The following is a 23,764-nucleotide window of genomic DNA, read 5'->3' on the forward strand; positions in this document are numbered from 1 at the left end:
CGCGGTGGCGGGTGCGAGCCCGTTTGCCGCCGCAGTGGTGAGCCCCATGAAAAATACCGTACTGCGTTTCAACGACTTGCTGTACAGGGTCTGTATCGGGATCGCCGGGTTGTCGGTGCTGACCATGAGCCTGATCATTCCCTGGGGCATCTTTGCCCGTTACGTCTTGGGCTCGGGCTCCAGTTGGCCAGAACCCACCTCTATTTTGCTGATGGTGGTCTTTACCTTTTTCGGCGCTGCCGCCAGTTATCGGGCCGGCGCGCACATGGCTGTGGCGATGGCGGTTGAACGCATGCCGGCGATAGTGCGCAAACAGGCCGCGATACTGGTGCAAATCCTGATGGTCATTGTCTGTCTGTTTATGACGGTCAAGGGTTTCAAGCTCTGCGCAACCACGTGGAATCAATTTCTTGGCGAAATACCTGGGATGCGGGTCGGCATCTCGTATTTGCCGATCCCTGTCGGCGGCCTCATCACCCTGATCTTCGTCCTGGAAAAACTCTTTCTGGGTGACCAAAGCCACCGCCGAGCCGTGCGGTTCGACATCGTAGAAGCCAGCGAGGAGGCCGTATAAATGGATGCTTTCGTATTGCTGGGCAGCTTTATTGCCCTGATCCTCATTGGCATGCCGGTCGCCTACGCGCTCGGACTATCGGCCTTGATCGGCGCCTGGTGGATTGATATTCCGTTTGACGCCCTGATGATTCAAGTAGCCGGGGGCGTGAACAAGTTCTCCTTGCTGGCGATCCCCTTCTTCGTCCTCGCGGGTGCAATCATGGCCGAGGGCGGCATGTCGCGCAGGCTGGTGGCGTTTGCCGGGGTACTGGTGGGCTTCGTGCGCGGCGGCCTGTCGCTCGTCAACATCGTGGCCTCGACCTTCTTCGGCGCGATCTCCGGCTCATCCGTAGCAGATACGGCATCGGTGGGTTCGGTACTGATTCCCGAGATGGAACGTGCTGGCTACCCTCGCGAATTCTCCACGGCCGTGACTGTCAGCGGCTCGGTACAAGCGCTGCTCACCCCGCCAAGCCACAACTCGGTGCTGTACTCACTGGCCGCAGGCGGCACAGTGTCGATCGCCTCGCTGTTTATGGCCGGGATCATGCCGGGGCTGTTGCTCAGCGCCGTTATGATGGGCCTTTGCATGATCTTCGCGCGCAAACGCAACTACCCCAAGGGCGAAGTGATCCCGCTGAAAAAAGCACTAAAAATCGCCGGTGAAGCGCTCTGGGGCATGATGGCCATGGTCATCATCCTCGGCGGTATTCTGACGGGTATTTTCACCGCCACCGAATCGGCCGCGATTGCTGTGCTGTGGGCGTTCTTCGTCACCATGTTTATCTACCGCGACTACAAATGGCGCGATTTGCCCAAGCTGATGCACCGGGCGGTGCGCACTATTTCCATCGTGATGATCCTGATCGGTTTTGCCGCCAGCTTCGGTTACATCCTGACGCTGATGGAAATCCCGATGAAAATCACTACCGCGTTTCTGACACTGTCAGATAACCGCTACGTGATCCTGATGTGCATCAATGTGATGTTGCTGCTGTTGGGCACAGTGATGGACATGGCACCGCTGATCTTGATCCTGACCCCGATTCTGCTGCCAGTGATTATTGGCATCGGCGTCGACCCGGTGCACTTCGGCATGATCATGCTGGTGAACCTGGGGATCGGGCTTATAACGCCTCCGGTGGGGGCGGTGCTGTTCGTGGGCGCTGCGGTGGGTAAAGTCACGATCGAAAACACCGTTAAAGCCTTGCTGCCGTTCTACCTGGCGCTATTCGCGGTCTTGTTGCTGGTGACCTACGTGCCTGCCATCTCGCTGTGGCTGCCAAGCATGGTGTTGTAACCCCCCACCCGAAACCTGTAGCCGCTGCCGAAGGCTGCGAAAGAAACTGGCGTAGTCCTTGAGAAACCGGGTGCTACGCCCCCCCTTCGCAGCCTGGGGCAGCGACTAGAGTTGGTTTATCCAGCCAAGGAGGCTGGTTGCTTATGTCTGCTCCCGCTCTATTTCCCCGCCATATCGCAGTATTGATTCTGGTATTGCTGGCCTGTGCCTTCGCCGGTAATCATATCGCCGCGCGCATTGCCTTCGATCACGACACCGGCCTGTTGCTGGCCATTTTGTGCCGCGCCGGGGTGACGCTGCTGGTGCTGACCGCTCTGGTGCTGTGGCAACGCGAACGCCCTCGGCTAACTCCGGCTAACTGGCGCTGGCAATTGCTGCTGGGGCTGTTGATCGCCGCGCAGAGTTTCTTTATTTATTCAGCCGTGGCACGCATCCCCGTGGCGCTGGCACTGCTGATCGGTAACGTGGCACCGATTCTGTTGGTGTTGCTGACCTGGGCATTGGGCGGATCGCCACCTTCCCGACGCGCAGCCATGCTGATGGGCCTGATCATGTGCGGCCTGGTGTTTGCCCTGGACGTGCCTGAACGCCTGTCTAATCAGCACGCAACCGAAGCGCAATGGCTGGAGGGCATTGTGTTCGGTTTTGCCGCCGCCTCAGTGTTTGCCTGTGCGCTGTGGATCACCGATCACAAATTGTCGAGCCTGCGTGGCACCGTGCGCAGCATGCTGACGATGCTGATTGTGTTCAGCGCTGCCACGTTGGCCGGGGTCAGTGGCGTATTGCCCGGCGGCGTGTCGCTGCCCAGTTCATCCACCGGCTGGACCGCCTTGGCCTGCCTAGTGGTGCTTTATGGACTAGGATTCTGCCTGCTGTTCATCTGCATGACGCGCTTGAACATGGCCAAAAACGCGCCAGTGATGAACGTTGAGCCGGTGGCGAGCCTGCTGTTCGGCTGGCTGATCCTCGATCAAGTGCTCAGCCGCGGGCAGGTCATCGGAGGGCTGATAGTGGTGGCAGGTATTGTGATGCTGACGTGGCGCCGTGCTGCGGACTGATGGTTCATTGACCTGGGGTAGACATAGATGTCGGTAAACCTGCTGACCCTCGAAGACGGCCTGACCCGCCTGACCCTCGCTCCGCACATCGGGGGCAGCATCGCCAGTTGGCAGGTGATTGCCAGTGACCAACCCTTGCTTCGGGCCAGCACTGCTCAGGCACTGAGCAGCGGTTTGGCCAATCAACTGGCCTGCTACCCGCTGGTGCCATGGTCGAACCGGATTGGCGGGGGCGGCTTTGACGGCCCAGACCACTGGTTTGCACTGGAGCCCAACAACCCCGCCGTGGCCCTGCCAATCCATGGCAGTGCCTGGCAGCAAGCCTGGGATGTGGTTGAACACACAGCGCAATACGCCTGCCTGCAACTCGACAGCCGTCTGCCCTTCGCCTACCACGCCCAACTGCGTTACACCTTGCAGGGTGGCCAGTTAAGTATTGAGCTGTGCGTGACGCATCAGGACGAGCACGCCGCCTGGCACGGCTTGGGGTTGCATCCCTATTTGCCGCGCACCGCCCACACACATTTGCAGGCCAAGACCTCACACGTGTGGCTTTGCGATGGGCTGGGTTTACCCACGGAACGTGTACGGCTGCCGGTTGACTGGGACTTTAATCAACTCATTGCCTTGCCCCACAGACGGCTCGACAACTGCTTCACCGACTGGGACGGCCGTGCACTGATCAGCCAGCCGGACTTGGGTTATGCATTGGAATGTCGGGCTAGCAACAGCCCATACTGCCTGGTGTATTGCCCACCCGATGAAGATTTTTTCTGCTTCGAACCCGTGAGCCACCCGGTCAATGCGCATCACCTGCCTGGGCACCCGGGCTTGCAGCTCTTACACAAGGGGCAGTCTGCGAGACTGGGCTTGCACATGCAGTATCGGCCTCTGTAACAAACGCGAGTTTGTAGATCCAGATCAATAAGTGTGCAGATGGGCTCCACTACCATGCGCCCTTTTGCGAATGACCCGACCATGCCCCTCGTCCCCCCCGAACTCCTCGCCCCTGCCGGCACCCTGAAAAACATGCGCTACGCCTTTGCCTATGGCGCGGATGCCGTCTACGCAGGACAACCGCGCTACAGCCTGCGGGTACGCAACAACGAGTTTGACCACGACAACCTGGCCATCGGCATCGCTGAGGCTCAGGCCCAGGGCAAACGCTTTTATGTGGTGGTCAACATTGCCCCGCACAACGCCAAGCTGCGCACCTTTCTCAAAGACCTGGCACCGGTGATTGCCATGGGCCCGGATGCGCTGATCATGTCCGATCCGGGGTTGATCATGCTTGTTCGCCAGCACTTCGCGCAGATGCCGATTCACTTGTCGGTTCAAGCCAATACCGTGAACTGGGCCAGTGTCGAGTTCTGGCGTCAACAAGGCTTGAGTCGGATCATCTTGTCTCGAGAGCTGTCGCTGGAAGAGATCGAAGAAATCCGTCAGCAAGTACCGAACATGGAACTGGAAATTTTCGTGCATGGCGCGCTGTGCATGGCCTACTCCGGTCGTTGCCTGTTATCCGGCTATATGAACAAGCGCGATGCCAACCAAGGCAGTTGCACCAATGCGTGTCGCTGGAAGTATGAAGCCAAACCTGGCACCGAGAACGAACTCGGCAATGTGGTGAAGGGGGTTGAGCCCACGCTCGGCCTGGGCGCGCCGACCAACGAGGTGTTCGTACTGCACGAAGCCAACCGTCCGGACGAACCGATGTCGGCGTTCGAGGACGAGCACGGCACCTACATCATGAACTCCAAAGACCTGCGCGCCGTTCAGCATGTGGCACGGCTGACTGAAATGGGCGTGCACTCGCTGAAAATCGAAGGCCGGACCAAGTCGCACTTTTACTGCGCGCGGGCGACGCAGGTGTATCGAAAGGCAATTGATGACGCCGTGGCCGGTCGTGAGTTCGACCGCAGCTTGATGACCGATCTGGAATCCCTGGCGCAAAGAGGTTACACCGAAGGCTTTCTGCGTCGGCATGTGCATGACGAGTATCAGAACTACTTGCATGGCAGCTCGTTATCGCATCGCCAACAGTTTGTCGGAGAACTGACCGGGGAGCGGCGCAAGGGGCTGGCCGAGGTGAAAGTCAAAAACCGTTTTGCGCTGGGCGATCATCTGGAATTGATGACCCCGCGTGGCAACTACCACTTTGATCTGGACCAACTGCACAACAGCACCGGGTTGCCGATTCAAGTGGCGCCGGGTGATGGGCACACGGTGTACCTGCCGATACCCGAACAGGTGGATTTGAGCTATGCGCTGCTGATGCGTGATTTGACGGTCAGCGAAACCCTTGAGCGCCTGTAGCCGCTGCCGCAGGCTGCGATAAGCACCGTAGGGTCTTCAAACAGGCTCGCTACGCAACCCATCGCAGCCTCATACCTCGTCAGCAGCTACCGTTCAGCGGCCAATCAATCGCGAAACACTTCATCCAGCAGGTTGTGCATGGCGGTAAAGGCACGGTGCGCAGTCTTGGCGTCGTACATCATTTTGCCCGGCACGTTGGCGTGCGGGTCGGTGAAAGAATGCACTGCGCCGCCGTAGCTGGTCAGTTGCCAGTCAACGCCCGCTGCATTCATTTCATCTTCAAACGCTGGCAGTTGCTCTTTGTCGACCAATGGGTCAGAAGCGCCATGCAGCACCAGTACTGACCCCTTGATGCTTTGCGCATCGACAGGGTTAGGCGTGTCAAGCGAGCCATGAAAAGACACGGTCGCCTTCAACGGCGCACCGCTGCGGGCCAGTTCGAGCGAGCAGCAACCGCCAAAGCAGAAACCAAAGGTTGCCAGCTTATGGCTGTCGACCACGGCCAGGCTCTGGTTGCGCAGCGTGTCATACCCTGCCCACATACGCTTGCGCAGCAAGGCACGGTCATTTTTGATCGGCATCATGGCCGCTGCGGCTTCATCACCATTGGTTGGGCGAACGCCTTGGCCGTACAAATCCGCGATCAGCACCACATAGCCCTGCTCGGCCACGGATTTGGCGATTTCTTCGGCACCTGCGCTGATGCCCATCCAGTTCGGTGCCATCAACAAACCCGGCAGCGGATCTTCGCGGCTCGGGTCGTAGGCAAGGCGGCCTTCGTAAGTTTGGCCATCGATTTGATAAGCCACAGAACTGACCGTAATTGATTTCATCAAAAACTCCTGAATTCAAAACAAAAAAAACCCGCCGAAGCGGGTTTTTATAGACGTGTTACACAGACAACTCAACTAACAACTTATTTAGCCGACGGACATACGCCGCCGGGTCTTTCAAGCTGTCACCGGCTGCCAGGGCTGCTTGGTCGAAGAGGATGTGCGACAGGTCGCCAAAACGCTCTTCGCTCTGCTCCGCATCCAGCTTTTCGATCAGCGGGTGTGCCGGGTTGAACTCGAAGATTGGCTTGGAATCCGGTACTTTCTGGCCGCTGGCTTCCAGGATCTGACGCATCTGCAGACCCAGGTCTTGTTCACCGATGGCCAAAATGGCCGGCGAGTCGGTCAGGCGGTGCGACACGCGCACTTCACTGACGCTTTCGCCCAAAGCGGCTTTGATGCGCTCAACCAGACCTTCTTTGGCCTTGGCCACTTCTTCTGCGGCTTTCTTGTCCTCTTCGGAGTCCAGATTGCCCAGATCGAGGTCACCGCGCGCCACGTCAACAAAGCTCTTGCCGTCGAAGTCGCTGAGGTAGCTCATCAGCCACTCGTCGATGCGGTCGGTCAGCAGCAGCACTTCGATGCCTTTCTTGCGGAAGACTTCCAGGTGCGGGCTGTTTTTGACCTGTGCGTAAGTTTCACCGGTCAGGTAGTAGATCTTGTCCTGACCTTCCTTCGCACGAGCCAGGTACTCGGTCAGCGAAACGTTTTGCTCGCCGTCAGTGCCGTGGGTCGATGCAAAACGCAGCAGACCGGCGATTTTTTCTTTGTTGGCGAAATCTTCAGCCGGGCCTTCTTTCATCACCTGACCGAAGTTTTTCCAGAAGCCCTGGTATTTCTCAGGCTCGTTCTTCGCCAGTTTTTCCAGCATGTCGAGTACGCGCTTGGTCAGCGCCGACTTCATGGAATCGATGATCGGATCTTTTTGCAGAATTTCACGCGACACGTTCAGCGACAGGTCGTTGGAGTCGACCACACCTTTGATGAAGCGCAGGTACAACGGCAGGAACGACTCAGCCTGATCCATCACAAACACGCGCTGTACGTACAGTTTCAGGCCTTTTGGCGCTTCACGCTGGTACAAGTCGAACGGTGCACGTGCCGGAACATAGAGCAGCGAGCTGTATTCGAGCTTGCCTTCAACCTTGTTGTGGCTCCAGGCCAGCGGGTTTTCATAGTCGTGGGCGATGTGCTTGTAGAACTCCTGGTATTCCTCGTCCTTTATTTCAGTGCGAGGGCGGGTCCACAGGGCGCTGGCGCGGTTAACGGTTTCCCATTCCTGCGCAGGTGCTTCTTCGCCCTCGGCAACGGCCTGTTCTTTAGGCAACTCGATCGGCAAAGCGATGTGGTCGGAGTACTTTTTGATGATGTTGCGCAGGCGCCAGCCGTCAGCGAACTCTTCATCGCCAGACTTGAGGTGCAGAACAATTTTGGTACCGCGAGTGGCTTTTTCGACGTTCTCAACTTCAAATTCGCCTTCGCCTTTGGAAGACCAGTGCACGCCTTCGCTCGCTGGCGTACCGGCACGACGGCTGTAGACGTCAACTTTGTCTGCCACGATGAAGGCCGAGTAGAAGCCCACGCCGAACTGGCCGATCAGGTTCGAATCTTTCTTCTGATCGCCCGATAGGTTTTTCATGAAGTCGGCAGTGCCGGATTTGGCAATCGTCCCCAGGTGGGTGATCACGTCGTCACGGTTCATGCCGATACCGTTGTCTTCGAGGGTGACGGTCTTGGCGTCCTTATCAAAGCTGACACGGATTTTAAGTTCGTCGCCGCCTTCCAGAAGTTCTGGTTTGGACAGCGCCTCAAAACGTAATTTATCGACAGCATCAGAGGCGTTCGAGATCAACTCACGAAGGAAGATTTCCTTGTTGGAGTACAGCGAGTGGATCATGAGGTGCAGCAGTTGCTTGACCTCGGTCTGGAAGCCCAGGGTTTCCTTTTGAGTTTCCACGCTCATTGTTATCAAACTCCGATTAGATGGCATGAGCCACGCCCAAGAGGGTTGGCGGCGGGATGTGATGAAAGTGGGGCCTCAACTTGAGATTTCAAGGCCTGACGATTCTGCGTCCACTTTTTAGCAACAGATTCTTTGTCCGTAACGGTACTTATATATATGCATTGCCAAGGAACTTAAGCACCGAGGGCATGCTCAAACGCCCCGTAGATACACTCATAAGGAGAAATACCCGATGCGTAATACTTTTGCTGTTGCCTTGATGCTTGCCGCCACTCTGGGCCTTGCTGCTTGCGATAAAAAATCCGAAGACAAAGCTCAAGAAGCCAATGAGCACGCTGAGCAATCTCAACAAAAAATGTCTGAAGCTCAAGACAAAGTAAACGATGCAGCCAAAGAGAACGCCGAAGCGGCCAAAGCTCAGGCTGAATCGAATGAAGCGGCTGCCAAAGAAGCCGGTCAAGCTGCCCCTGCAGCCACTGAGCCAACGCCTGAGAACAAGTAATTTACAGTTCTGTGGTGTGACACAAAGCCCGCTAAATGCGGGCTTTGTTGTTTCTGGGGCGAACAGCGTGCGGCGTGATCCTGTACACATCAAATGATCGCGAGGTACGCCTGCTCCGACAGGGCTCTAGAGGGCGCCATGCAAAACATTCGCCCATAAAAAATGCCCTGTCTCTCATCGAGCCAGGGCATTTTTTATGGACTTAATGCACGCTTTTGGCGAGCACTGTCTTTATGCGATTGCTTCTTGACGCTTACCCAGCATGAGGTCGCAGAGGAAAGCAGCGACCAGTACAACAAGCGACGGCACCAACCAGGCCAGGCCTTGCTCGCTGAACGGCATGTGAGTCAGCCAGTTCGGCAGGCTGTCGGCAAGGCCCGCACCTTTAAGGGCATCCACCGTACCGAAGACCAACGACACCAGCATCACCGGGCCTACAATACGCGCCTGTTCATTCCACCAGCCTTTGCAGAAGCTCAATGCCACCAGCACGATGCACGGCGGATAGATGGCGGTCAGCAGCGGAATGGAGAATGCGATCAGCTTGGTCAAGCCAAGGTTCGACACCACCAGCGAGAACACGGCAAGGATAATCACCAGCGTCTTGTAGGACAGCGGCAAAACTTTGCTGAAGTATTCGGCGCACGCACAGGTCAGGCCGACAGCCGTTACCAGGCAAGCCAAGGCAATCAGCACGGCCAGAAAACCACTGCCGAGCGCGCCAAAGGTGTGCTGAACATAGGCGTGCAACACGGCCGCGCCGTTGGTTGCACCGGCGGCCACTTCATGGCTGCCCGAACCCAGGCGGAACAGGCTGACATACACCAGTGCCAGGCCCACACCGGCGATCAGGCCGGCAATGATCGCGTAACGGGTGATCAGCTTCGGTGACTCGACGCCACGGGAGCGGATCGCGTTCACGATCACGATGCCAAACACCAGCGCGCCCAAGGTGTCCATGGTCAGGTAACCATTGATAAACCCGTGCGAGAACGGCGATGTCACGTATTCAGGGGTTGCTACGCCGATATCACCGGCAGGCAAGGCGAATGCAGCGATACCCAGAATCGCCAGTGCGATGATCTTCAGCGGTGCCAGGAAACGTCCGACTGTGTCCAGCAAACGGCCCGGGTACAGCGAAACAAAGAACACGATCAGAAAGTACACCGAGCTGTACAAGAACAGCGCCAGTGGGCTTTCTCCGGTCAGCGGGGCCAGGCCCACTTCAAACGACACGGTCGCTGTACGCGGGGTGGCGAACAGAGGGCCAACAGCCAGGTAAGCCACAGCCGCCAACAAGCCACCTGCGACTTTACCAATCGGACTGCTCAGTGCATCCATACCGCCGCCGACTTTCGCCAGAGCAACAACAGTGACAACCGGTAGACCTACAGCAGTGATCAAGAAGCCCAATGCGGCTATCCAGACGTTCGGTCCAGACTGCAAGCCAACGATTGGCGGGAAAATGATGTTGCCAGCCCCAACAAACAGGGCAAAAGTCATAAACCCAAGTGCCAGGATGTCCTGGCCTTTCAATACTTTCATTACGGAAATACCACACTACTGAATCGGAATTTAGAGGGGGAATTTCCCGTGCGGATGTGGGAAATGCTGTCGGTCTGTATAAGTCCGACCCGTCTAGCGCGTGGCTTCCTTGTGGGATGCCTACGCAGAATTGGCCGCCAGAGTACCGATTTTTTACCTACAACGCACTGTTACAGGGCGGCCTGTCCGATGAACGAACGCAGTTGTCGCATGGATGACATCGAAAATCGGCTTGGTGTGATTTTCCTAGCTTGTAGTTCGTAATTTCCTACAAGAAATAGACCCCGGGGGAGCGGCCGCAGGCTACGAGCGTTTGACTTTAAAGATCAAAAGATCGCGAGCTCACCCCTCCAGTCGGCTTTATGTATCGCAGAATGCACAAAGGCCACCCTAAGGTGGCCTTTGCCTGGTGTAGCGATCAGTTAAGCGCGAGGCTTATTTGATTGCCCAGCCAGTCAGCTCGGACAGAGCCTTGCCGATGTCTGCCAGCGAACGCACGGTTTTAACGCCTGCGTCTTCCAGAGCAGCAAACTTCTCGTCTGCAGTGCCCTTGCCGCCAGAGATGATTGCGCCAGCATGGCCCATGCGCTTGCCAGCAGGGGCAGTCACACCAGCGATGTAGGAAACAACTGGCTTAGTCACGTTTGCCTTGATGTAGGCAGCCGCTTCTTCTTCAGCCGAACCGCCGATCTCACCGATCATTACGATCGCTTCGGTCTTCGGATCTTCCTGGAACAACTTCAGGATGTCGATGAAGTTAGAACCCGGAATCGGGTCACCACCGATGCCTACGCAAGTCGACTGACCGAAACCAGCGTCAGTAGTCTGCTTAACAGCTTCGTAAGTCAGGGTGCCGGAACGCGACACGATGCCTACTTTGCCTGGCAAGTGAATGTGACCTGGCATGATGCCGATCTTGCATTCGCCTGGAGTGATAACGCCTGGGCAGTTAGGACCGATCAGGGTAACACCCAGCTCGTCGCATTTAACTTTAGCGTCCAGCATGTCCAGGGTCGGAATGCCTTCAGTGATGCAGACGATCAGCTTGATGCCGCCGAACGCTGCTTCAAGGATGGAGTCCTTGCAGAAAGGAGCCGGTACGTAGATAACGCTGGCAGTTGCGCCAGTGGCAGCTACGGCTTCTTTCACGGTGTTGAAAACAGGCAGGTCCAAGTGAGTGGTGCCGCCTTTGCCCGGAGTAACGCCACCGACCATCTTGGTGCCGTATTCAATGGCTTGCTGGGTGTGGAAGCTGCCCTGCGATCCAGTGATGCCTTGGCAGATAACTTTGGTGTCTTTATTGATCAGGACGCTCATTACTTGCCCTCCGCAGCTTTAACTACTTGTTGAGCAGCGTCGGTCAAGCTGGTAGCAGCGATGATGTTCAAGCCGCTTTCTGCCAGTACTTTAGCGCCCAGTTCAGCGTTGTTGCCTTCAAGGCGCACAACCACCGGGATTTTAACGCCGACTTCTTTCACTGCACCGATGATGCCTTCGGCAATCATGTCGCAACGAACGATGCCGCCGAAGATGTTGACCAATACTGCAGCGACATTGCTGTCGGACAGGATGATCTTGAACGCTTCGGTAACGCGTTCTTTGGTAGCACCGCCGCCAACGTCGAGGAAGTTGGCTGGCTTGCCGCCATGCAGGTTAACGATGTCCATGGTGCCCATGGCCAGACCAGCGCCGTTCACCATGCAGCCGATGTTACCTTCCAGGGCTACGTAGTTCAGTTCGAACTTGCAGCGTGCGCTTCGCGCGGATCGTCTTGCGACGGATCGTGGAAAGTTTTCAGCTTAGGCTGACGGTACATGGCGTTTGCGTCGATGTTGATTTTCGCATCGAGGCAGTGCAGATCGCCGTCAGTCTTGATAACCAGCGGGTTTACTTCCAGCAGGGCCAAATCGTGGTCCTGGAACAGTTTGGCCAGACCTACGAAGATCTTGGCGAACTGGGAAACTTGCTTGCCTTCCAGACCCAACTGGAAAGCCAACTCGCGACCCTGGAATGGCTGAGCGCCAACCAGTGGATCGATCGTTGCTTTCAGAATTTTTTCTGGCGTGTCGTGTGCGATCTTCTCGATGTCCACGCCACCTTCGGTGGAAGCCATGAACACGATACGACGGCTGGAACGGTCAACGACAGCGCCCAGGTACAGCTCTTTAGCGATATCAGTGCACGATTCAACCAGGATCTTGGTGACCGGCTGACCATTGGCATCAGTCTGGTAAGTCACCAGACGCTTGCCCAACCACTGTTGTGCAAATGCTTTAGCGTCTTCTTTGCTGCGAACCAGCTTAACGCCGCCCGCTTTACCGCGACCGCCTGCGTGAACCTGGGCTTTTACAACCCATTCGGTCCCGCCGATTTTGTCGCAAGCTTCTGCCGCCGCTTCCGGGGTATCGACTGCATAACCCTTGGAAACTGGCAGGCCGTACTCAGCGAACAGCTGCTTACCCTGATACTCGTGAAGATTCATGCTTTTTACCGTCTTCGTTAGGTACTGCGCATTCGGCGCTGCACTTTTATTAGTGCCGCACCACCTGTGACTGCTGCTTGTGCTGCTTTAACAAACCCGATTCGCGCACAGCGTGAATCGGGCATGGTTCAAACAAGACAAGACTGCGTCCGGCGGAAGTTCCGCGGTGAGGCTTGCTAGCAAGGCTCACGACGGGCAAACCGCCGTGGTTTCTTATTGTCTGGTCTTAACGTTTCTTACGGTTGGCGATGTGAATGGCGCCGCCATTCACTGCCAGCGCTGCTTCGTGCAACGCTTCGGACAGGGTTGGATGGGAGAAAACCATCATGCCCAGATCCTCGGCACTGGTGCCGAATTCCATACCAATTGCGCCTTGCTGCACCAGCTCTGCTGCGCTCGGGCCAATCACGTGGACGCCCAGTACGCGGTCAGTTTTGGCATCAGCAATGACTTTTACAAAGCCACCGGTGTCGTTTGCTGCCATGGCACGGCCACTGGCTGCGAACGGGAAGGTGCCGACGTTAACTTCAACGCCTTCAGCTTTCAAGGCCTGTTCGGTTTTACCGACCCACGCGATCTCCGGGTGAGTGTAAATAACCGATGGAATCAGGTCGTAGTTCATCTCGGTCTTGTGACCTTTGATGCGTTCAACAACCATGATGCCTTCTTCGGAAGCTTTGTGTGCCAGCATCATGCCACGTACCACGTCACCGATCGCGTAAACGCCCGGTACGCTGGTAGCGCAATGATCGTCTACAAACACGAAACCGCGCTCGTCGATGGTCACGCCGCTGTCAGCTGCCAGCAGTTCGGTGGTCACTGGACGACGACCGACCGCAACGATCAGCTTGTCGAAAGTAATGGTCTGTTCGCCGTTGGAGTCGGTGTAGGTCACAACGACTTCTTCGCCATTAACCTTGGAACCGGTAACACGAGCGCCCAGCTTGATGTCCAGACCTTGTTTGGTCAGGGTTTTGTAGGCTTCCTTGGACACAGCAGCGTCAGCAGCCATCAGGAACGTGTCCAGCGCTTCCAGAACCGTTACCTGAGCGCCCAGACGGGACCATACAGAACCCAGTTCCAGACCAATAACGCCAGCGCCGATAACGCCCAGACGCTTAGGTACGGATTGGAATTCCAGTGCGCCGGTCGAATCAACGATCACGTTGTTATCAACGGGTGCCGGCGGAATGTCGATTGGACGCGAACCGGAAGCCAGGATCACGTTCTCGGCTTCGATGATTTCAACGCTGCCGTCTGGCTTGGTCAGTTCAACACGCTTGCCGGCCAGCAGTTTGCCGTGGCCTTGCAGGGAAGTAACGCCGTTGGCCTTGAACAGGGTAGCAACGCCGGAGGTCAGGCCTTTGACGATGTTGGCTTTACGGCCAACCATCGCTGGCACGTCCATGTTCACTTCACCGGTGGTGATGCCGTGGATAGCGAATGCATCCTTCGCTTCGTGATACTTCCAGGAGCTGTCCAGCAGCGCCTTGGATGGAATGCAACCAACGTTCAGGCAAGTACCGCCCAGTGCCAGTTTGCCTTCCTTGTCGGTGTATTTTTCGATGCAAGCAGTGGAAAGACCCAGTTGCGCGGCCTTGATGGCGGCAACGTAGCCGCCAGGGCCGGCACCAATCACTACAACGTCAAATTTCTGAGACATGGGGAAAGAATCCTCTTTAGCTACAAGCTTTGAGCTGCAAGCTGCAAGTTAAAAGCAAAACCATATCAATGGCAGTCTTCAACTCACAGCTTGCCGCTGTTTCCTATGAAGTGAGTCTCAAGCCAAGCCACTCTAAACTGCAGCGTGTGGCTTGAAACTCGCAGCTGCTTCTCTTAGATATCCAGAAGCAAGCGTGCTGGGTCTTCCAGCAGGTTTTTGATGGCTACCAGGAAACTTACAGCTTCTTTGCCGTCGATCAAGCGGTGATCGTAAGACAGAGCCAAATACATCATCGGACGAATGACTACCTGACCGTTGACTGCCATTGGACGCTGAAGGATGTTGTGCATGCCCAGGATCGCGGCTTGCGGCGGGTTAACGATCGGGGTCGACATCATCGAACCGAAAGTACCACCGTTGGTGATGGTGAAAGTGCCGCCGGTCATTTCGTCGATGGACAGTTTGCCGTCACGGGCTTTCTTGCCGTAGGCAGCAATGCCGCCTTCGATTTCAGCCAGGCTCATCAGTTCTGCGTTACGCAGCACTGGAACCACCAGACCACGGTCGCTGGACACTGCAACACCAATGTCGGCGTAACCGTGGTAAACGATGTCGGTGCCGTCGATCGACGCGTTCACAGCCGGGAAGCGCTTCAGCGATTCGGTAGCGGCTTTGACGAAGAACGACATGAAGCCCAGGCGTACGCCGTTGTGGGACTTCTCGAACTGATCCTTGTACTTCGAACGCAGTGCCATGATTTCTGTCATGTCGACTTCGTTGAAGGTGGTCAGCATCGCCATGTTCGACTGAGCTTCTACCAGGCGCTTGGCCACGGTAGCGCGAACGCGGGTCATCGGAACGCGTTTTTCAACACGGTCGCCAGCAGCGAACACCGGTGCAGCTGCGGCAGGAGCGGCAGGCTTGGCAGGTGCAGCAGCCGGAGCGGCTTTCTTGGCAGCAACAGCCGCTACCACGTCTTCTTTGGTCACACGACCGCCTTTGCCAGTGCCGGCAACGGAAGCGATGTTGATGCCGTTTTCTTCAGCGATCTTGCGAGCAGCAGGCGCCGCCACTGGATCGTCTTCGCCGTCAGCAGCAGGAGCGGCCGATTGAGCAGCAGGAGCAGCCGGTGCAGCAGCGGCAGCCGGAGCGGCAGCAGCGCCGCCTTCAACGATGGAACCCAGGACTTCGTCGGACAGAACGGTGTCGCCTTCGTTCTTGACGATAGCGCCGAGTACGCCGTCAGCAGTTGCCAGAACTTCCAGCACTACTTTGTCGGTTTCGATGTCAACGATCAGGTCGTCACGCTTTACGGCGTCGCCTGGTTGCTTGTGCCAGGTGGCAACGGTGCCATCGGCAACCGACTCCGGAAATGTTGGGGCTTTGATCTCGATAGCCATGTTCTTTGGTTCCTTAAATTCGGTTTCAGTGCGCGAAGGCGTTAAACAGTGAACGCGTCTTGCAACAGTTTGGCCTGTTGCTCAGCGTGCATCGATGCGTAACCACAAGCAGGTGCAGCAGAAGCATCACGGCCCGCGTACTCGAGTACGAGAGATTTATCGTGACCGCCAATGATGCGGCGCATGTGATGCTGGCTGCAGTACCAGGCACCCTGGTTCATCGGCTCTTCCTGACACCAGACAATGTGTTTGGCGTTTTTGTACGGAGCCAGGACTTCAATCAAGTCGTCCTCAGGGAATGGGTACAGCTGCTCAAGACGCACGATGGCGATGTCATCACGACCTTCGGCACGGCGTTTTTCCAACAGGTCGTAGTAGACCTTGCCGCTACACAGCACGATACGACCGACGTTGGCCGGATCTTGTGCATCGATTTCTGGAATAACGGTCTGGAACGAACCTTCGGCCAGATCTTCCAGTGTCGAGACTGCCAATTTGTGACGCAGCAACGACTTCGGTGTCAGGACTACCAGCGGCTTGCGCAGCGGGCGGATGACCTGACGGCGCAGCAGGTGGTAGATCTGCGCTGGAGTGGTTGGTACGCACACCTGGATGTTGTGCTCGGCACACAGTTGCAGGTAACGCTCAAGACGTGCAGAGGAGTGCTCCGGGCCCTGACCTTCGTAGCCGTGTGGCAACAGCATGGTCAGACCGCACAGACGGCCCCACTTGTGCTCACCGCTGGTGATGAACTGGTCGATAACAACCTGAGCACCGTTGGCGAAGTCGCCGAACTGGGCTTCCCAGATAACCAGCGCGTTTGGCGTGGTTGTCGAGTAGCCGTATTCGAACGCCAATACCGCTTCTTCGGACAGCAGCGAGTCGTACAGGTCAAAGCGAGGCTGGCCTTCGTACAGGTGCTGCAGCGGAATGTAGGTGCTGGCATCTTTCTGGTTGTGCAACACGGCGTGACGGTGCGAGAACGTACCGCGGCCGATGTCTTGACCGGTCATGCGAATCGGGTGACCTTCGAACGCCAGGGTCGCGTATGCCATGGTTTCGGCATAACCCCAGTTGATCGGCAGGCCGCCGGCTTGCATTTTTTGACGGTCTTCGTAGATCTTCGACACCTGGCGCTGCATGACGAAGCCTTCTGGGATTTCCAGTAGCTTGGCTGACAGTTCTTGCAGGGTTTTCAGATCGAAACGCGTGTCGTGGCGCGCAGTCCAGGCGTGGCCCAGGTACGGACGCCAGTCAACGAACAGTTCTTTGTTCGGCTCTTTGACCAGACTTTTCACCACATGCAGACCGTTGTCCAGCGCGTTGCGGTATTCGTCGATCTTGGCCTGAACGCGATCTGCGTCAACCACGTTTTCTTGTGTCAGACGCTCGGCATACAGCTCACGGGTGGTGCGCTGTTTGGCGATTTGCTGATACATCAACGGCTGAGTACCGTTTGGCTCGTCGGCCTCGTTGTGACCGCGACGGCGGTAGCAGAACATGTCGATTACGACATCACGCTTGAACTGCATGCGGTAGTCGATGGCCAACTGGGTCACGAACAACACAGCTTCCGGATCATCACCATTTACATGGAGGATCGGCGCCTGGATCATTTTCGCGACGTCGGTGCAGTACTCGGTAGAACGGGAATCTTCCGGGTTGCTGATGGTGAAGCCAACCTGGTTGTTGATCACCAGGTGAACCGTACCGCCAGTCTTGAAGCCGCGTGTTTGCGACATCTGGAAGGTTTCCATGACCACGCCCTGACCTGCGAATGCAGCGTCACCGTGGATGGAAATAGGCAGTACTTTATCGCCAGTAGTGTCGTTACGACGGTCCTGGCGTGCACGTACCGAACCTTCAACCACTGGAGAAACGATTTCCAGGTGGGAAGGGTTAAACGCCATCGCCAGGTGAACTTCGCCACCCGAGGTCATGACGTTGGAGGAGAAGCCCTGGTGGTATTTAACGTCACCGGAACCCAGCTCGATCTTCTTCTTGCCTTCGAACTCGTCGAACAGGTCGCGCGGGTTTTTACCGAAGGTGTTGACCAGTACGTTCAGACGACCACGGTGGGCCATGCCGATAACGATTTCTTTGGTGCCGTAGTTGCCCGAACGCTGGATCAGCTCGTCGAGCAAAGGAATCAGGCTCTCGCCCCCTTCCAGGCCGAAACGCTTGGTGCCCGGGTACTTGGTGCCCAGGTACTTTTCCAGACCTTCAGCCGCAGTAACGCGCTCAAGCAGATGGCTTTTGATTTCAGCTGAGTAGGTCGGACGGCCGCGTACGCTTTCGAGACGCTGTTCAAACCAGTGGCGTTGCTCGGAATCGACGATGTGCGTGAACTCGGCGCCAATGGTGCGGCAATATGTCTGCTGCAACGCTTCGAGAATTTCGCGTAGGCTCGCTTCCTCTTTGCCGATATACAGGTCGCCGGCACGGAAGGTCGTATCAAGATCGGCATTGGTCAAGCCGTAATGATTGATCGACAGGTCTGCAGGTGCAGGACGCTGCCACAGCCCCAGCGGATCAAGCTGGGCTGCCTGGTGGCCGCGCATCCGATAGGCCTGGATCAATCGCAGCACTTCAACCTGCTTCTTCTCATGCTCACTGCTCACGCTCCCGGCAGATACCGGTTGAGCGCGGCGCTGGTTCTTTGCCAGCAGCACGAAATGGTCGCGGATTGTGGAGTGCGAAACATCGTTGGCAGAGTTGCCGTCAGTAGGCAACGTCTGAAATTTGGTGCGCCATTCTTCTGGCACAGCGTTAGGGTCGTGCAGGTAGAGCTCATAGAGCTCTTCCACATAGGCAGCGTTACCACCTGAAAGATAGCCGCTGTTCCACATGCGCTGCATCACGCTTTCTTGCATGCTTGGTCACCCTCGGTTAGGGGACACCATCGGCGAAAACACCACAGCACACTTGAGAAAGTCCGAATACAGCGACTAAAACAAGCCACTTAGGATCACGCTGATAGTCCGGGTACCAGCCCGGATGCCCCTGCTGGTCTCATTTCTTCAAAATAAGAGCCGCAACTTTGTGAGCTGCTGCTCAGGTTATAACTACGGCGCCGGTTGAAGCCTGCGCCGTAGCATCTACGGGTATAGCGGTGTTGCGTTACAGCTTTGGATCACACGCCGCTTTGCAGCAGCATGCTACGCACGTGACCGATGGCCTTAGTCGGGTTCAGGCCCTTCGGACACACGTTGACGCAGTTCATGATCCCGCGGCAGCGGAATACGCTGAACGGGTCATCCAGTGAAGCCAGACGCTCGCTGGTCTTGGTGTCACGGCTGTCAGCCAGGAAGCGGTAGGCTTGCAGCAGTGCAGCAGGGCCCAGGAACTTGTCCGGGTTCCACCAGAAGGATGGGCACGAAGTCGAGCAGCAAGCGCACAGGATGCACTCGTACAGACCGTCGAGCTTTTCACGCTCTTCTGGCGATTGCAGACGCTCAATGGCCGGGGCCGGAGTGTCGTTCTGCAGGAACGGCTTCACCTTCTCGTATTGCTTGTAGAAGATGCTCATATCGACGACCAAGTCACGGATAACCGGCAAACCTGGCAGAGGACGAATGACCAGCTTGTTACCTTTAACAACGGAGGACAGCGGCGTTACGCACGCCAGGCCGTTTTTACCGCTGATGTTCATGCCGTCAGAGCCGCAAACGCCCTCACGGCAAGAGCGACGATAGGAGAAGCCTTCGTCCTGCTCTTTGATCAGGGCCAGCACATCCAGCACCATCAGGTCTTTACCGTTGGTATTGACCTGAAACTCTTGCATGAACGGTGCGGCGTCTTGATCCGGGTTATAGCGATAAACACTGACTTTCAACATATCGACCACCCTTAGTAAGTCCGAACCATAGGTTCAAAGGTCGGAACGGTTTTCGGCGAGAAGTTCACCGCACGCTTGGCTACGCGCTTTTCACCCGGGAAGTATAGGGTGTGGCACAGCCAGTTGACGTCGTCACGATCTTCGAAGTCTTCACGGGCGTGAGCACCGCGCGATTCTTTACGAACTTCAGCAGCGATTGCAGTCGCTTCAGCCACTTCGAGCAGGTTTTGCAGCTCAAGGGCTTCGATACGTGCCGTGTTGAACGCCTGGCTCTTATCGTTGATTTTCACGTTGGCGATACGCTTGCGCAGATCAGCCAGCTGAGCAATGCCCTTCTGCATGTATTCGCCCGTACGGAATACACCGAAGTAGTTCTGCATGCAGCTTTGCAGCTCTTTACGCAGGGTCGCTACGTCTTCGCCATCAGTACGCGAGTTCAGGCCATCCAGACGTGCCAGGGCAGCGTCGATGTCGGATTGACGTGGACGAGCGTAATCAACACCTTCTTTGAGGGTTTGCTCAAGGAACAGCCCGGCTGCACGACCGAATACCACCAGGTCGAGCAACGAGTTGCCGCCCAGACGGTTAGCACCGTGAACCGATACGCATGCCACTTCACCCACTGCGAACAGACCAGGGATGATCTGGTCGTTGCCGTCGGCGTCCTGAGTGATTGCCTGGCCATGAATGTTGGTGGCAACGCCGCCCATCATGTAGTGGCAAGTCGGAACAACCGGGATGGGTGCCAAGGCTGGATCGACGTGAGCGAAAGTCTTGGACAGCTCCATGATGCCTGGCAGACGGCTGTGCAGAACTTCTTCACCCAGGTGATCAAGTTTCAGCATTACGTGGTCGCCATCTGGACCGCAACCGTTGCCCGCGATGATTTCTTTAACCATCGAGCGCGCAACCACGTCACGACCAGCAAGGTCTTTGGCGTTCGGCGCATAACGCTCCATGAAACGCTCGCCGTGCTTGTTGATCAGGTATCCACCTTCACCACGGCAACCTTCTGTCACCAGTACACCGGCGCCGGCAATACCGGTTGGGTGGAACTGCCACATTTCGATGTCTTGTACCGGCACGCCTGCACGCAGGGCCATGCCAATGCCGTCACCGGTGTTGATCAGGGCGTTGGTCGTCGAGGAGTAGATACGACCTGCACCGCCAGTGGCCAATACGGTGGCGTTAGCGCGAACGTAAGAAGTTTCGCCAGTTTCGATGCAGATAACGATCATGCCGACAAAATCGCCAGCTTCGTTCTTCACCAGATCGACACCGTAGTATTCGTTGAGGAATACAGTGCCGGCCTTGAGGTTGGCTTGGTACAGGGTGTGCAGCAGTGCGTGACCGGTACGGTCGGCAGCAGCGCAAGTACGCGCAGCCTGGCCACCTTTACCAAAGTCCTTGGACTGACCGCCGAAAGGACGCTGATAGATGCGGCCTTGCTCGGTACGGGAGAACGGCAGACCCATGTGCTCCAGCTCAAACACAGCCTCCGGACCCACGGAACACATGTATTCGATAGCGTCCTGGTCACCGATGTAATCGGAACCCTTGACGGTATCGTACATGTGCCAGCGCCAGTCATCGTTTGGATCCGCAGACGCGATCGCGCAGGTGATACCACCCTGAGCCGATACGGTGTGGGAACGAGTCGGGAAAACCTTGGTGATTACGGCAGTCTTGTGACCGCCCTGAGCCAGCTGCAGAGCAGCGCGCATGCCAGCACCGCCGCCACCAATGATGATGGCGTCGAACGAAAGTGTATTAACTGTGTTAGCCATGAATCAGATACCCCAAAGAATCTGCACACCCCAGACAAAGTAAGCGAACATTGCAACGCCGCAGACTGCCTGGAACAGGAAACGTACTGCTGTCGCGGACTTGCCCAGCGCCATTGGCGTCAGGTAGTCAGTCGCGATGGTCCACATGCCTACCCAGGCGTGAGCGCCCAGAGCAACCAGGGCCAGCAGACTGAAGATACGCATCCAGTTGCTTGCGAACAGGTCGTGCCATTGGGCGTAGCCAATGCCAGGGTTCGCAACGAGGTATCCGATCAGGAAAATGAAGTAAGCCGCTAGAACGACCGCAGACACACGTTGTGCCATCCAGTCATAGAGGCCTGAACGCGACAGGTTCGTAACGCTGGTTACCATATCCAAACTCCCGCCAAAACAATCATCACCACAGAAATGACGATTACGATTTTCGAGCCCAGCTTGCCGCCTTCCAGCGTCTCACCGATGCCCATGTCCATGATCAAGTGGCGCACACCGGCAACCAAGTGATACAGCAAGGCAGATAGCAGGCCCCATGCAATGAATTTGGCCAGCGGGCTGGTCAAGCATGCCTTCACCTCAGCAAAACCTTCTTCTGAACCCAGGGATTTGCTCAATGCATAAAGCATGAAGCCCAGGCCGAGAAAAAGAATGATGCCCGATACGCGGTGCAGAAACGACGTAACGCCGGTGATGGGGAGTTTGATGGTCCTTAGGTCTAGGTTTACAGGTCGTTGGCTATTCACGGCTTTTTTCACACTGAAGAGCCCCTAACAATCAGGGCAAGTTTGTTGGGATGCGCACTGGTCAGGTACCCACCACCCGGGAGTGACGACGCCCATCTAAACAGGCCCAAAAGCCTCTGGCGGTCGGCTGCCGAGTATAGACAGTTAGGTCGCTAATGACAACGCAATCACCTCCCCCCTAATCGCTCATTGCGCTTGCGCTATAAAAGGCGTAAACGGCAGGGATAATCGCGAAAAATGACTCCCCAAAGCCTTGTACAGCAAGACTTTAGGCAAATTGACATTCAAATTTATCTCACTATAGTGGTGCGGGCCCTGCGTGGGGGGTCTGTCTGATGATTTCAAGCATAAATAGGAGGCCACATGGCTGACAAAAAAGCGCAGTTGATCATCGAGGGCGCAGCCCCCGTCGAGCTGCCCATTTTAACTGGCACCGTTGGTCCCGATGTAATCGATGTGCGAGGCCTGACGGCCACGGGCCGGTTCACATTTGACCCTGGTTTCATGTCGACCGCGTCCTGCGAGTCGAAGATCACCTATATTGATGGTGACAACGGTATCCTGCTGCACCGCGGCTACCCGATCGAACAACTGGCTGAACACTCTGACTACCTTGAAACTGCCTACCTGCTACTGAACGGCGAACTGCCGACCGTAGAGCAGAAGGCTCAGTTTGTCAGCACCGTGAAGAACCACACCATGGTTCACGAGCAGTTGAAGACCTTCTTCAACGGCTTCCGTCGTGACGCCCACCCGATGGCGGTCATGTGCGGCGTAGTTGGCGCACTCTCGGCTTTCTACCACGACTCCCTGGACATCAATAACCCGCAGCATCGTGAAATTTCCGCGATCCGTCTGGTTGCCAAGATGCCAACCCTGGCGGCAATGGTTTACAAGTACTCCATGGGTCAACCCATGATGTACCCGCGTAACGACCTGAGCTACGCCGAAAACTTCCTGCACATGATGTTCAACACACCGTGCGAGATCAAACCGATCAGCCCGGTGCTGGCCAAGGCCATGGATAAGATCTTTATCCTGCACGCCGACCACGAACAGAACGCTTCCACGTCCACCGTACGTCTGGCAGGCTCTTCGGGTGCCAACCCGTTCGCCTGTATCGCTGCAGGCATCGCTGCACTGTGGGGCCCCGCTCACGGCGGCGCCAACGAAGCTGTTCTGACCATGCTCGACGAAATTGGCGATGTATCAAACATCGACACGTTCATCGCCAAGGCCAAGGACAAGAACGATCCATTCAAACTGATGGGCTTTGGTCACCGCGTTTATAAAAACCGCGACCCACGCGCCACAGTGATGAAGAAGACCTGCGACGAAGTGCTTAAAGAGCTGGGGATCAAAAACGACCCGCAACTCGAACTGGCCATGCGCCTGGAAGAGATCGCTCTGACCGATCCGTACTTCATCGAGCGCTCGCTCTACCCGAACGTCGACTTCTACTCGGGGATCATCCTCAAGGCGATCGGCATTCCAACCAGCATGTTCACCGTAATCTTCGCCCTGGCGCGGACTGTCGGCTGGATCTCGCACTGGAAAGAAATGCTCTCCAGCCCGTACAAGATCGGCCGCCCGCGCCAGCTGTACACCGGCTACGAGTCGCGTGACATCACCAAGCTTGAAGACCGCAAGTAAGACCAGTCATTCCACGATAGCGTCTTAGCTGCACCGAATACGGCCTCTATTTGATAGAGGCCGTATTTTTTTGCGCCTATGAAAACCGTAGCGGCTACCGAGGCATGATAGCTGCGATAACGACCCCAG

The 23,764-nt window shown here is 56.5% G+C and carries 18 protein-coding genes and 1 pseudogene; 7 read left to right on the forward strand and 12 right to left on the reverse strand.

Features of this window, described 5'->3' with window-relative positions; genetic code table 11:
• Positions 1–46: 46 nt before the first annotated feature.
• The 5 genes from ACIQYF_RS07645 to yegQ all read left to right on the forward strand — a co-directional run bounded on the left by ACIQYF_RS07645 (position 47) and on the right by yegQ (position 5,229).
• Complete coding sequence (locus ACIQYF_RS07645) at positions 47–574, forward strand: TRAP transporter small permease (protein WP_402858971.1); 528 nt, start codon at positions 47–49, stop codon at positions 572–574.
• Positions 575–1,855, forward strand: a complete 1,281-nt coding sequence (locus ACIQYF_RS07650; RefSeq protein ID WP_402858974.1) for a TRAP transporter large permease — start codon at positions 575–577, stop codon at positions 1,853–1,855.
• Positions 1,856–1,998: 143 nt separating this feature from the next.
• Entirely contained in the window at positions 1,999–2,913 is a 915-nt protein-coding gene (locus ACIQYF_RS07655; RefSeq protein ID WP_402858977.1) for an EamA family transporter, read from the forward strand.
• A gap of 27 nt (positions 2,914–2,940) precedes the next feature.
• Positions 2,941–3,810, forward strand: coding sequence for an aldose 1-epimerase (locus tag ACIQYF_RS07660; protein ID WP_402858980.1), 870 nt, complete (start codon positions 2,941–2,943; stop codon positions 3,808–3,810).
• 81 nt (positions 3,811–3,891) lie between these two features.
• Entirely contained in the window at positions 3,892–5,229 is a 1,338-nt protein-coding gene (gene yegQ, locus ACIQYF_RS07665) for a tRNA 5-hydroxyuridine modification protein YegQ (RefSeq protein WP_402858983.1), read from the forward strand.
• 104 nt (positions 5,230–5,333) lie between these two features.
• Here the strand turns inward: yegQ and ACIQYF_RS07670 are convergent, their stop codons facing one another.
• On the reverse strand, positions 5,334–6,062 hold the full coding sequence (locus ACIQYF_RS07670; protein WP_402858986.1) for a dienelactone hydrolase family protein: 729 nt from the start codon (positions 6,060–6,062) through the stop codon (positions 5,334–5,336).
• A 58-nt stretch (positions 6,063–6,120) separates the two neighbouring features.
• The gene (htpG, locus tag ACIQYF_RS07675; RefSeq protein WP_402858989.1) at positions 6,121–8,025 is read right to left on the reverse strand and encodes a molecular chaperone HtpG; all 1,905 of its coding nucleotides are present in this window, start codon (positions 8,023–8,025) and stop codon (positions 6,121–6,123) included.
• 232 nt (positions 8,026–8,257) lie between these two features.
• Here htpG and ACIQYF_RS07680 point away from each other — a divergent pair, with 232 nt between their 5' ends.
• Positions 8,258–8,527 (forward strand): hypothetical protein, encoded by a 270-nt coding sequence (locus ACIQYF_RS07680; protein WP_402858992.1) that lies wholly within the window; start codon positions 8,258–8,260, stop codon positions 8,525–8,527.
• Positions 8,528–8,758: 231 nt separating this feature from the next.
• Here ACIQYF_RS07680 and brnQ read toward each other — a convergent pair whose 3' ends face one another.
• The 10 genes and pseudogenes from brnQ to sdhC all read right to left on the reverse strand — a co-directional run bounded on the left by brnQ (position 8,759) and on the right by sdhC (position 21,994).
• Positions 8,759–10,072: a branched-chain amino acid transport system II carrier protein gene (gene brnQ, locus ACIQYF_RS07685; protein ID WP_402858995.1), complete on the reverse strand. Its 1,314-nt coding sequence runs from the start codon at positions 10,070–10,072 to the stop codon at positions 8,759–8,761.
• A 435-nt stretch (positions 10,073–10,507) separates the two neighbouring features.
• Positions 10,508–11,389 (reverse strand): succinate--CoA ligase subunit alpha, encoded by an 882-nt coding sequence (gene sucD / locus ACIQYF_RS07690; protein ID WP_016780174.1) that lies wholly within the window; start codon positions 11,387–11,389, stop codon positions 10,508–10,510.
• Positions 11,389–12,554: pseudogene (sucC, locus tag ACIQYF_RS07695) on the reverse strand (ADP-forming succinate--CoA ligase subunit beta). Before sucC ends, sucD begins: the two are co-directional and overlap by 1 nt.
• 226 nt (positions 12,555–12,780) lie before the next feature.
• Positions 12,781–14,217 (reverse strand): dihydrolipoyl dehydrogenase, encoded by a 1,437-nt coding sequence (gene lpdA, locus ACIQYF_RS07700; RefSeq protein WP_402859000.1) that lies wholly within the window; start codon positions 14,215–14,217, stop codon positions 12,781–12,783.
• Between the two features lie 173 nt (positions 14,218–14,390).
• Positions 14,391–15,617 (reverse strand): 2-oxoglutarate dehydrogenase complex dihydrolipoyllysine-residue succinyltransferase, encoded by a 1,227-nt coding sequence (gene odhB / locus ACIQYF_RS07705; protein ID WP_402859003.1) that lies wholly within the window; start codon positions 15,615–15,617, stop codon positions 14,391–14,393.
• A 41-nt stretch (positions 15,618–15,658) separates the two neighbouring features.
• A complete protein-coding gene (locus ACIQYF_RS07710) occupies positions 15,659–18,490 on the reverse strand; it encodes a 2-oxoglutarate dehydrogenase E1 component (protein WP_402859006.1) in 2,832 nt (943 codons plus the stop codon).
• Between the two features lie 260 nt (positions 18,491–18,750).
• Positions 18,751–19,455: a succinate dehydrogenase iron-sulfur subunit gene (locus ACIQYF_RS07715; RefSeq protein ID WP_402859009.1), complete on the reverse strand. Its 705-nt coding sequence runs from the start codon at positions 19,453–19,455 to the stop codon at positions 18,751–18,753.
• 11 nt (positions 19,456–19,466) lie between these two features.
• A complete protein-coding gene (gene sdhA / locus ACIQYF_RS07720) occupies positions 19,467–21,242 on the reverse strand; it encodes a succinate dehydrogenase flavoprotein subunit (protein ID WP_402859012.1) in 1,776 nt (591 codons plus the stop codon).
• 3 nt (positions 21,243–21,245) lie between these two features.
• Positions 21,246–21,614 (reverse strand): succinate dehydrogenase, hydrophobic membrane anchor protein, encoded by a 369-nt coding sequence (gene sdhD, locus ACIQYF_RS07725; protein ID WP_153377267.1) that lies wholly within the window; start codon positions 21,612–21,614, stop codon positions 21,246–21,248.
• Entirely contained in the window at positions 21,608–21,994 is a 387-nt protein-coding gene (sdhC, locus tag ACIQYF_RS07730) for a succinate dehydrogenase, cytochrome b556 subunit (protein WP_019408939.1), read from the reverse strand. The genes sdhD and sdhC overlap by 7 nt, the downstream gene beginning before the upstream one ends.
• Before the next feature lie 351 nt (positions 21,995–22,345).
• Between sdhC and gltA the strand changes: the two genes are divergently transcribed.
• On the forward strand, positions 22,346–23,635 hold the full coding sequence (gene gltA / locus ACIQYF_RS07735) for a citrate synthase (protein ID WP_019408940.1): 1,290 nt from the start codon (positions 22,346–22,348) through the stop codon (positions 23,633–23,635).
• Positions 23,636–23,764: the final 129 nt, after the last annotated feature.

This window comes from Pseudomonas sp. NPDC096917, from assembly GCF_044762555.1.
Taxonomy (GTDB): domain Bacteria; phylum Pseudomonadota; class Gammaproteobacteria; order Pseudomonadales; family Pseudomonadaceae; genus Aquipseudomonas.

Bases quoted from the DNA above. Each gene is read 5' to 3' on its own strand.
- ACIQYF_RS07645 (WP_402858971.1), top strand. From the start codon at position 47: ATGAAAAATACCGTACTGCGTTTCAACGACTTGCTGTACAGGGTCTGT.
- ACIQYF_RS07650 (WP_402858974.1), top strand. From the start codon at position 575: ATGGATGCTTTCGTATTGCTGGGCAGCTTTATTGCCCTGATCCTCATT.
- ACIQYF_RS07655 (WP_402858977.1), top strand. From the start codon at position 1,999: ATGTCTGCTCCCGCTCTATTTCCCCGCCATATCGCAGTATTGATTCTG.
- ACIQYF_RS07660 (WP_402858980.1), top strand. From the start codon at position 2,941: ATGTCGGTAAACCTGCTGACCCTCGAAGACGGCCTGACCCGCCTGACC.
- yegQ (WP_402858983.1), top strand. From the start codon at position 3,892: ATGCCCCTCGTCCCCCCCGAACTCCTCGCCCCTGCCGGCACCCTGAAA.
- ACIQYF_RS07670 (WP_402858986.1), bottom strand. From the start codon at position 6,062: ATGAAATCAATTACGGTCAGTTCTGTGGCTTATCAAATCGATGGCCAA.
- htpG (WP_402858989.1), bottom strand. From the start codon at position 8,025: ATGAGCGTGGAAACTCAAAAGGAAACCCTGGGCTTCCAGACCGAGGTC.
- ACIQYF_RS07680 (WP_402858992.1), top strand. From the start codon at position 8,258: ATGCGTAATACTTTTGCTGTTGCCTTGATGCTTGCCGCCACTCTGGGC.
- brnQ (WP_402858995.1), bottom strand. From the start codon at position 10,072: ATGAAAGTATTGAAAGGCCAGGACATCCTGGCACTTGGGTTTATGACT.
- sucD (WP_016780174.1), bottom strand. From the start codon at position 11,389: ATGAGCGTCCTGATCAATAAAGACACCAAAGTTATCTGCCAAGGCATC.
- lpdA (WP_402859000.1), bottom strand. From the start codon at position 14,217: ATGTCTCAGAAATTTGACGTTGTAGTGATTGGTGCCGGCCCTGGCGGC.
- odhB (WP_402859003.1), bottom strand. From the start codon at position 15,617: ATGGCTATCGAGATCAAAGCCCCAACATTTCCGGAGTCGGTTGCCGAT.
- ACIQYF_RS07710 (WP_402859006.1), bottom strand. From the start codon at position 18,490: ATGCAAGAAAGCGTGATGCAGCGCATGTGGAACAGCGGCTATCTTTCA.
- ACIQYF_RS07715 (WP_402859009.1), bottom strand. From the start codon at position 19,455: ATGTTGAAAGTCAGTGTTTATCGCTATAACCCGGATCAAGACGCCGCA.
- sdhA (WP_402859012.1), bottom strand. From the start codon at position 21,242: ATGGCTAACACAGTTAATACACTTTCGTTCGACGCCATCATCATTGGT.
- sdhD (WP_153377267.1), bottom strand. From the start codon at position 21,614: ATGGTAACCAGCGTTACGAACCTGTCGCGTTCAGGCCTCTATGACTGG.
- gltA (WP_019408940.1), top strand. From the start codon at position 22,346: ATGGCTGACAAAAAAGCGCAGTTGATCATCGAGGGCGCAGCCCCCGTC.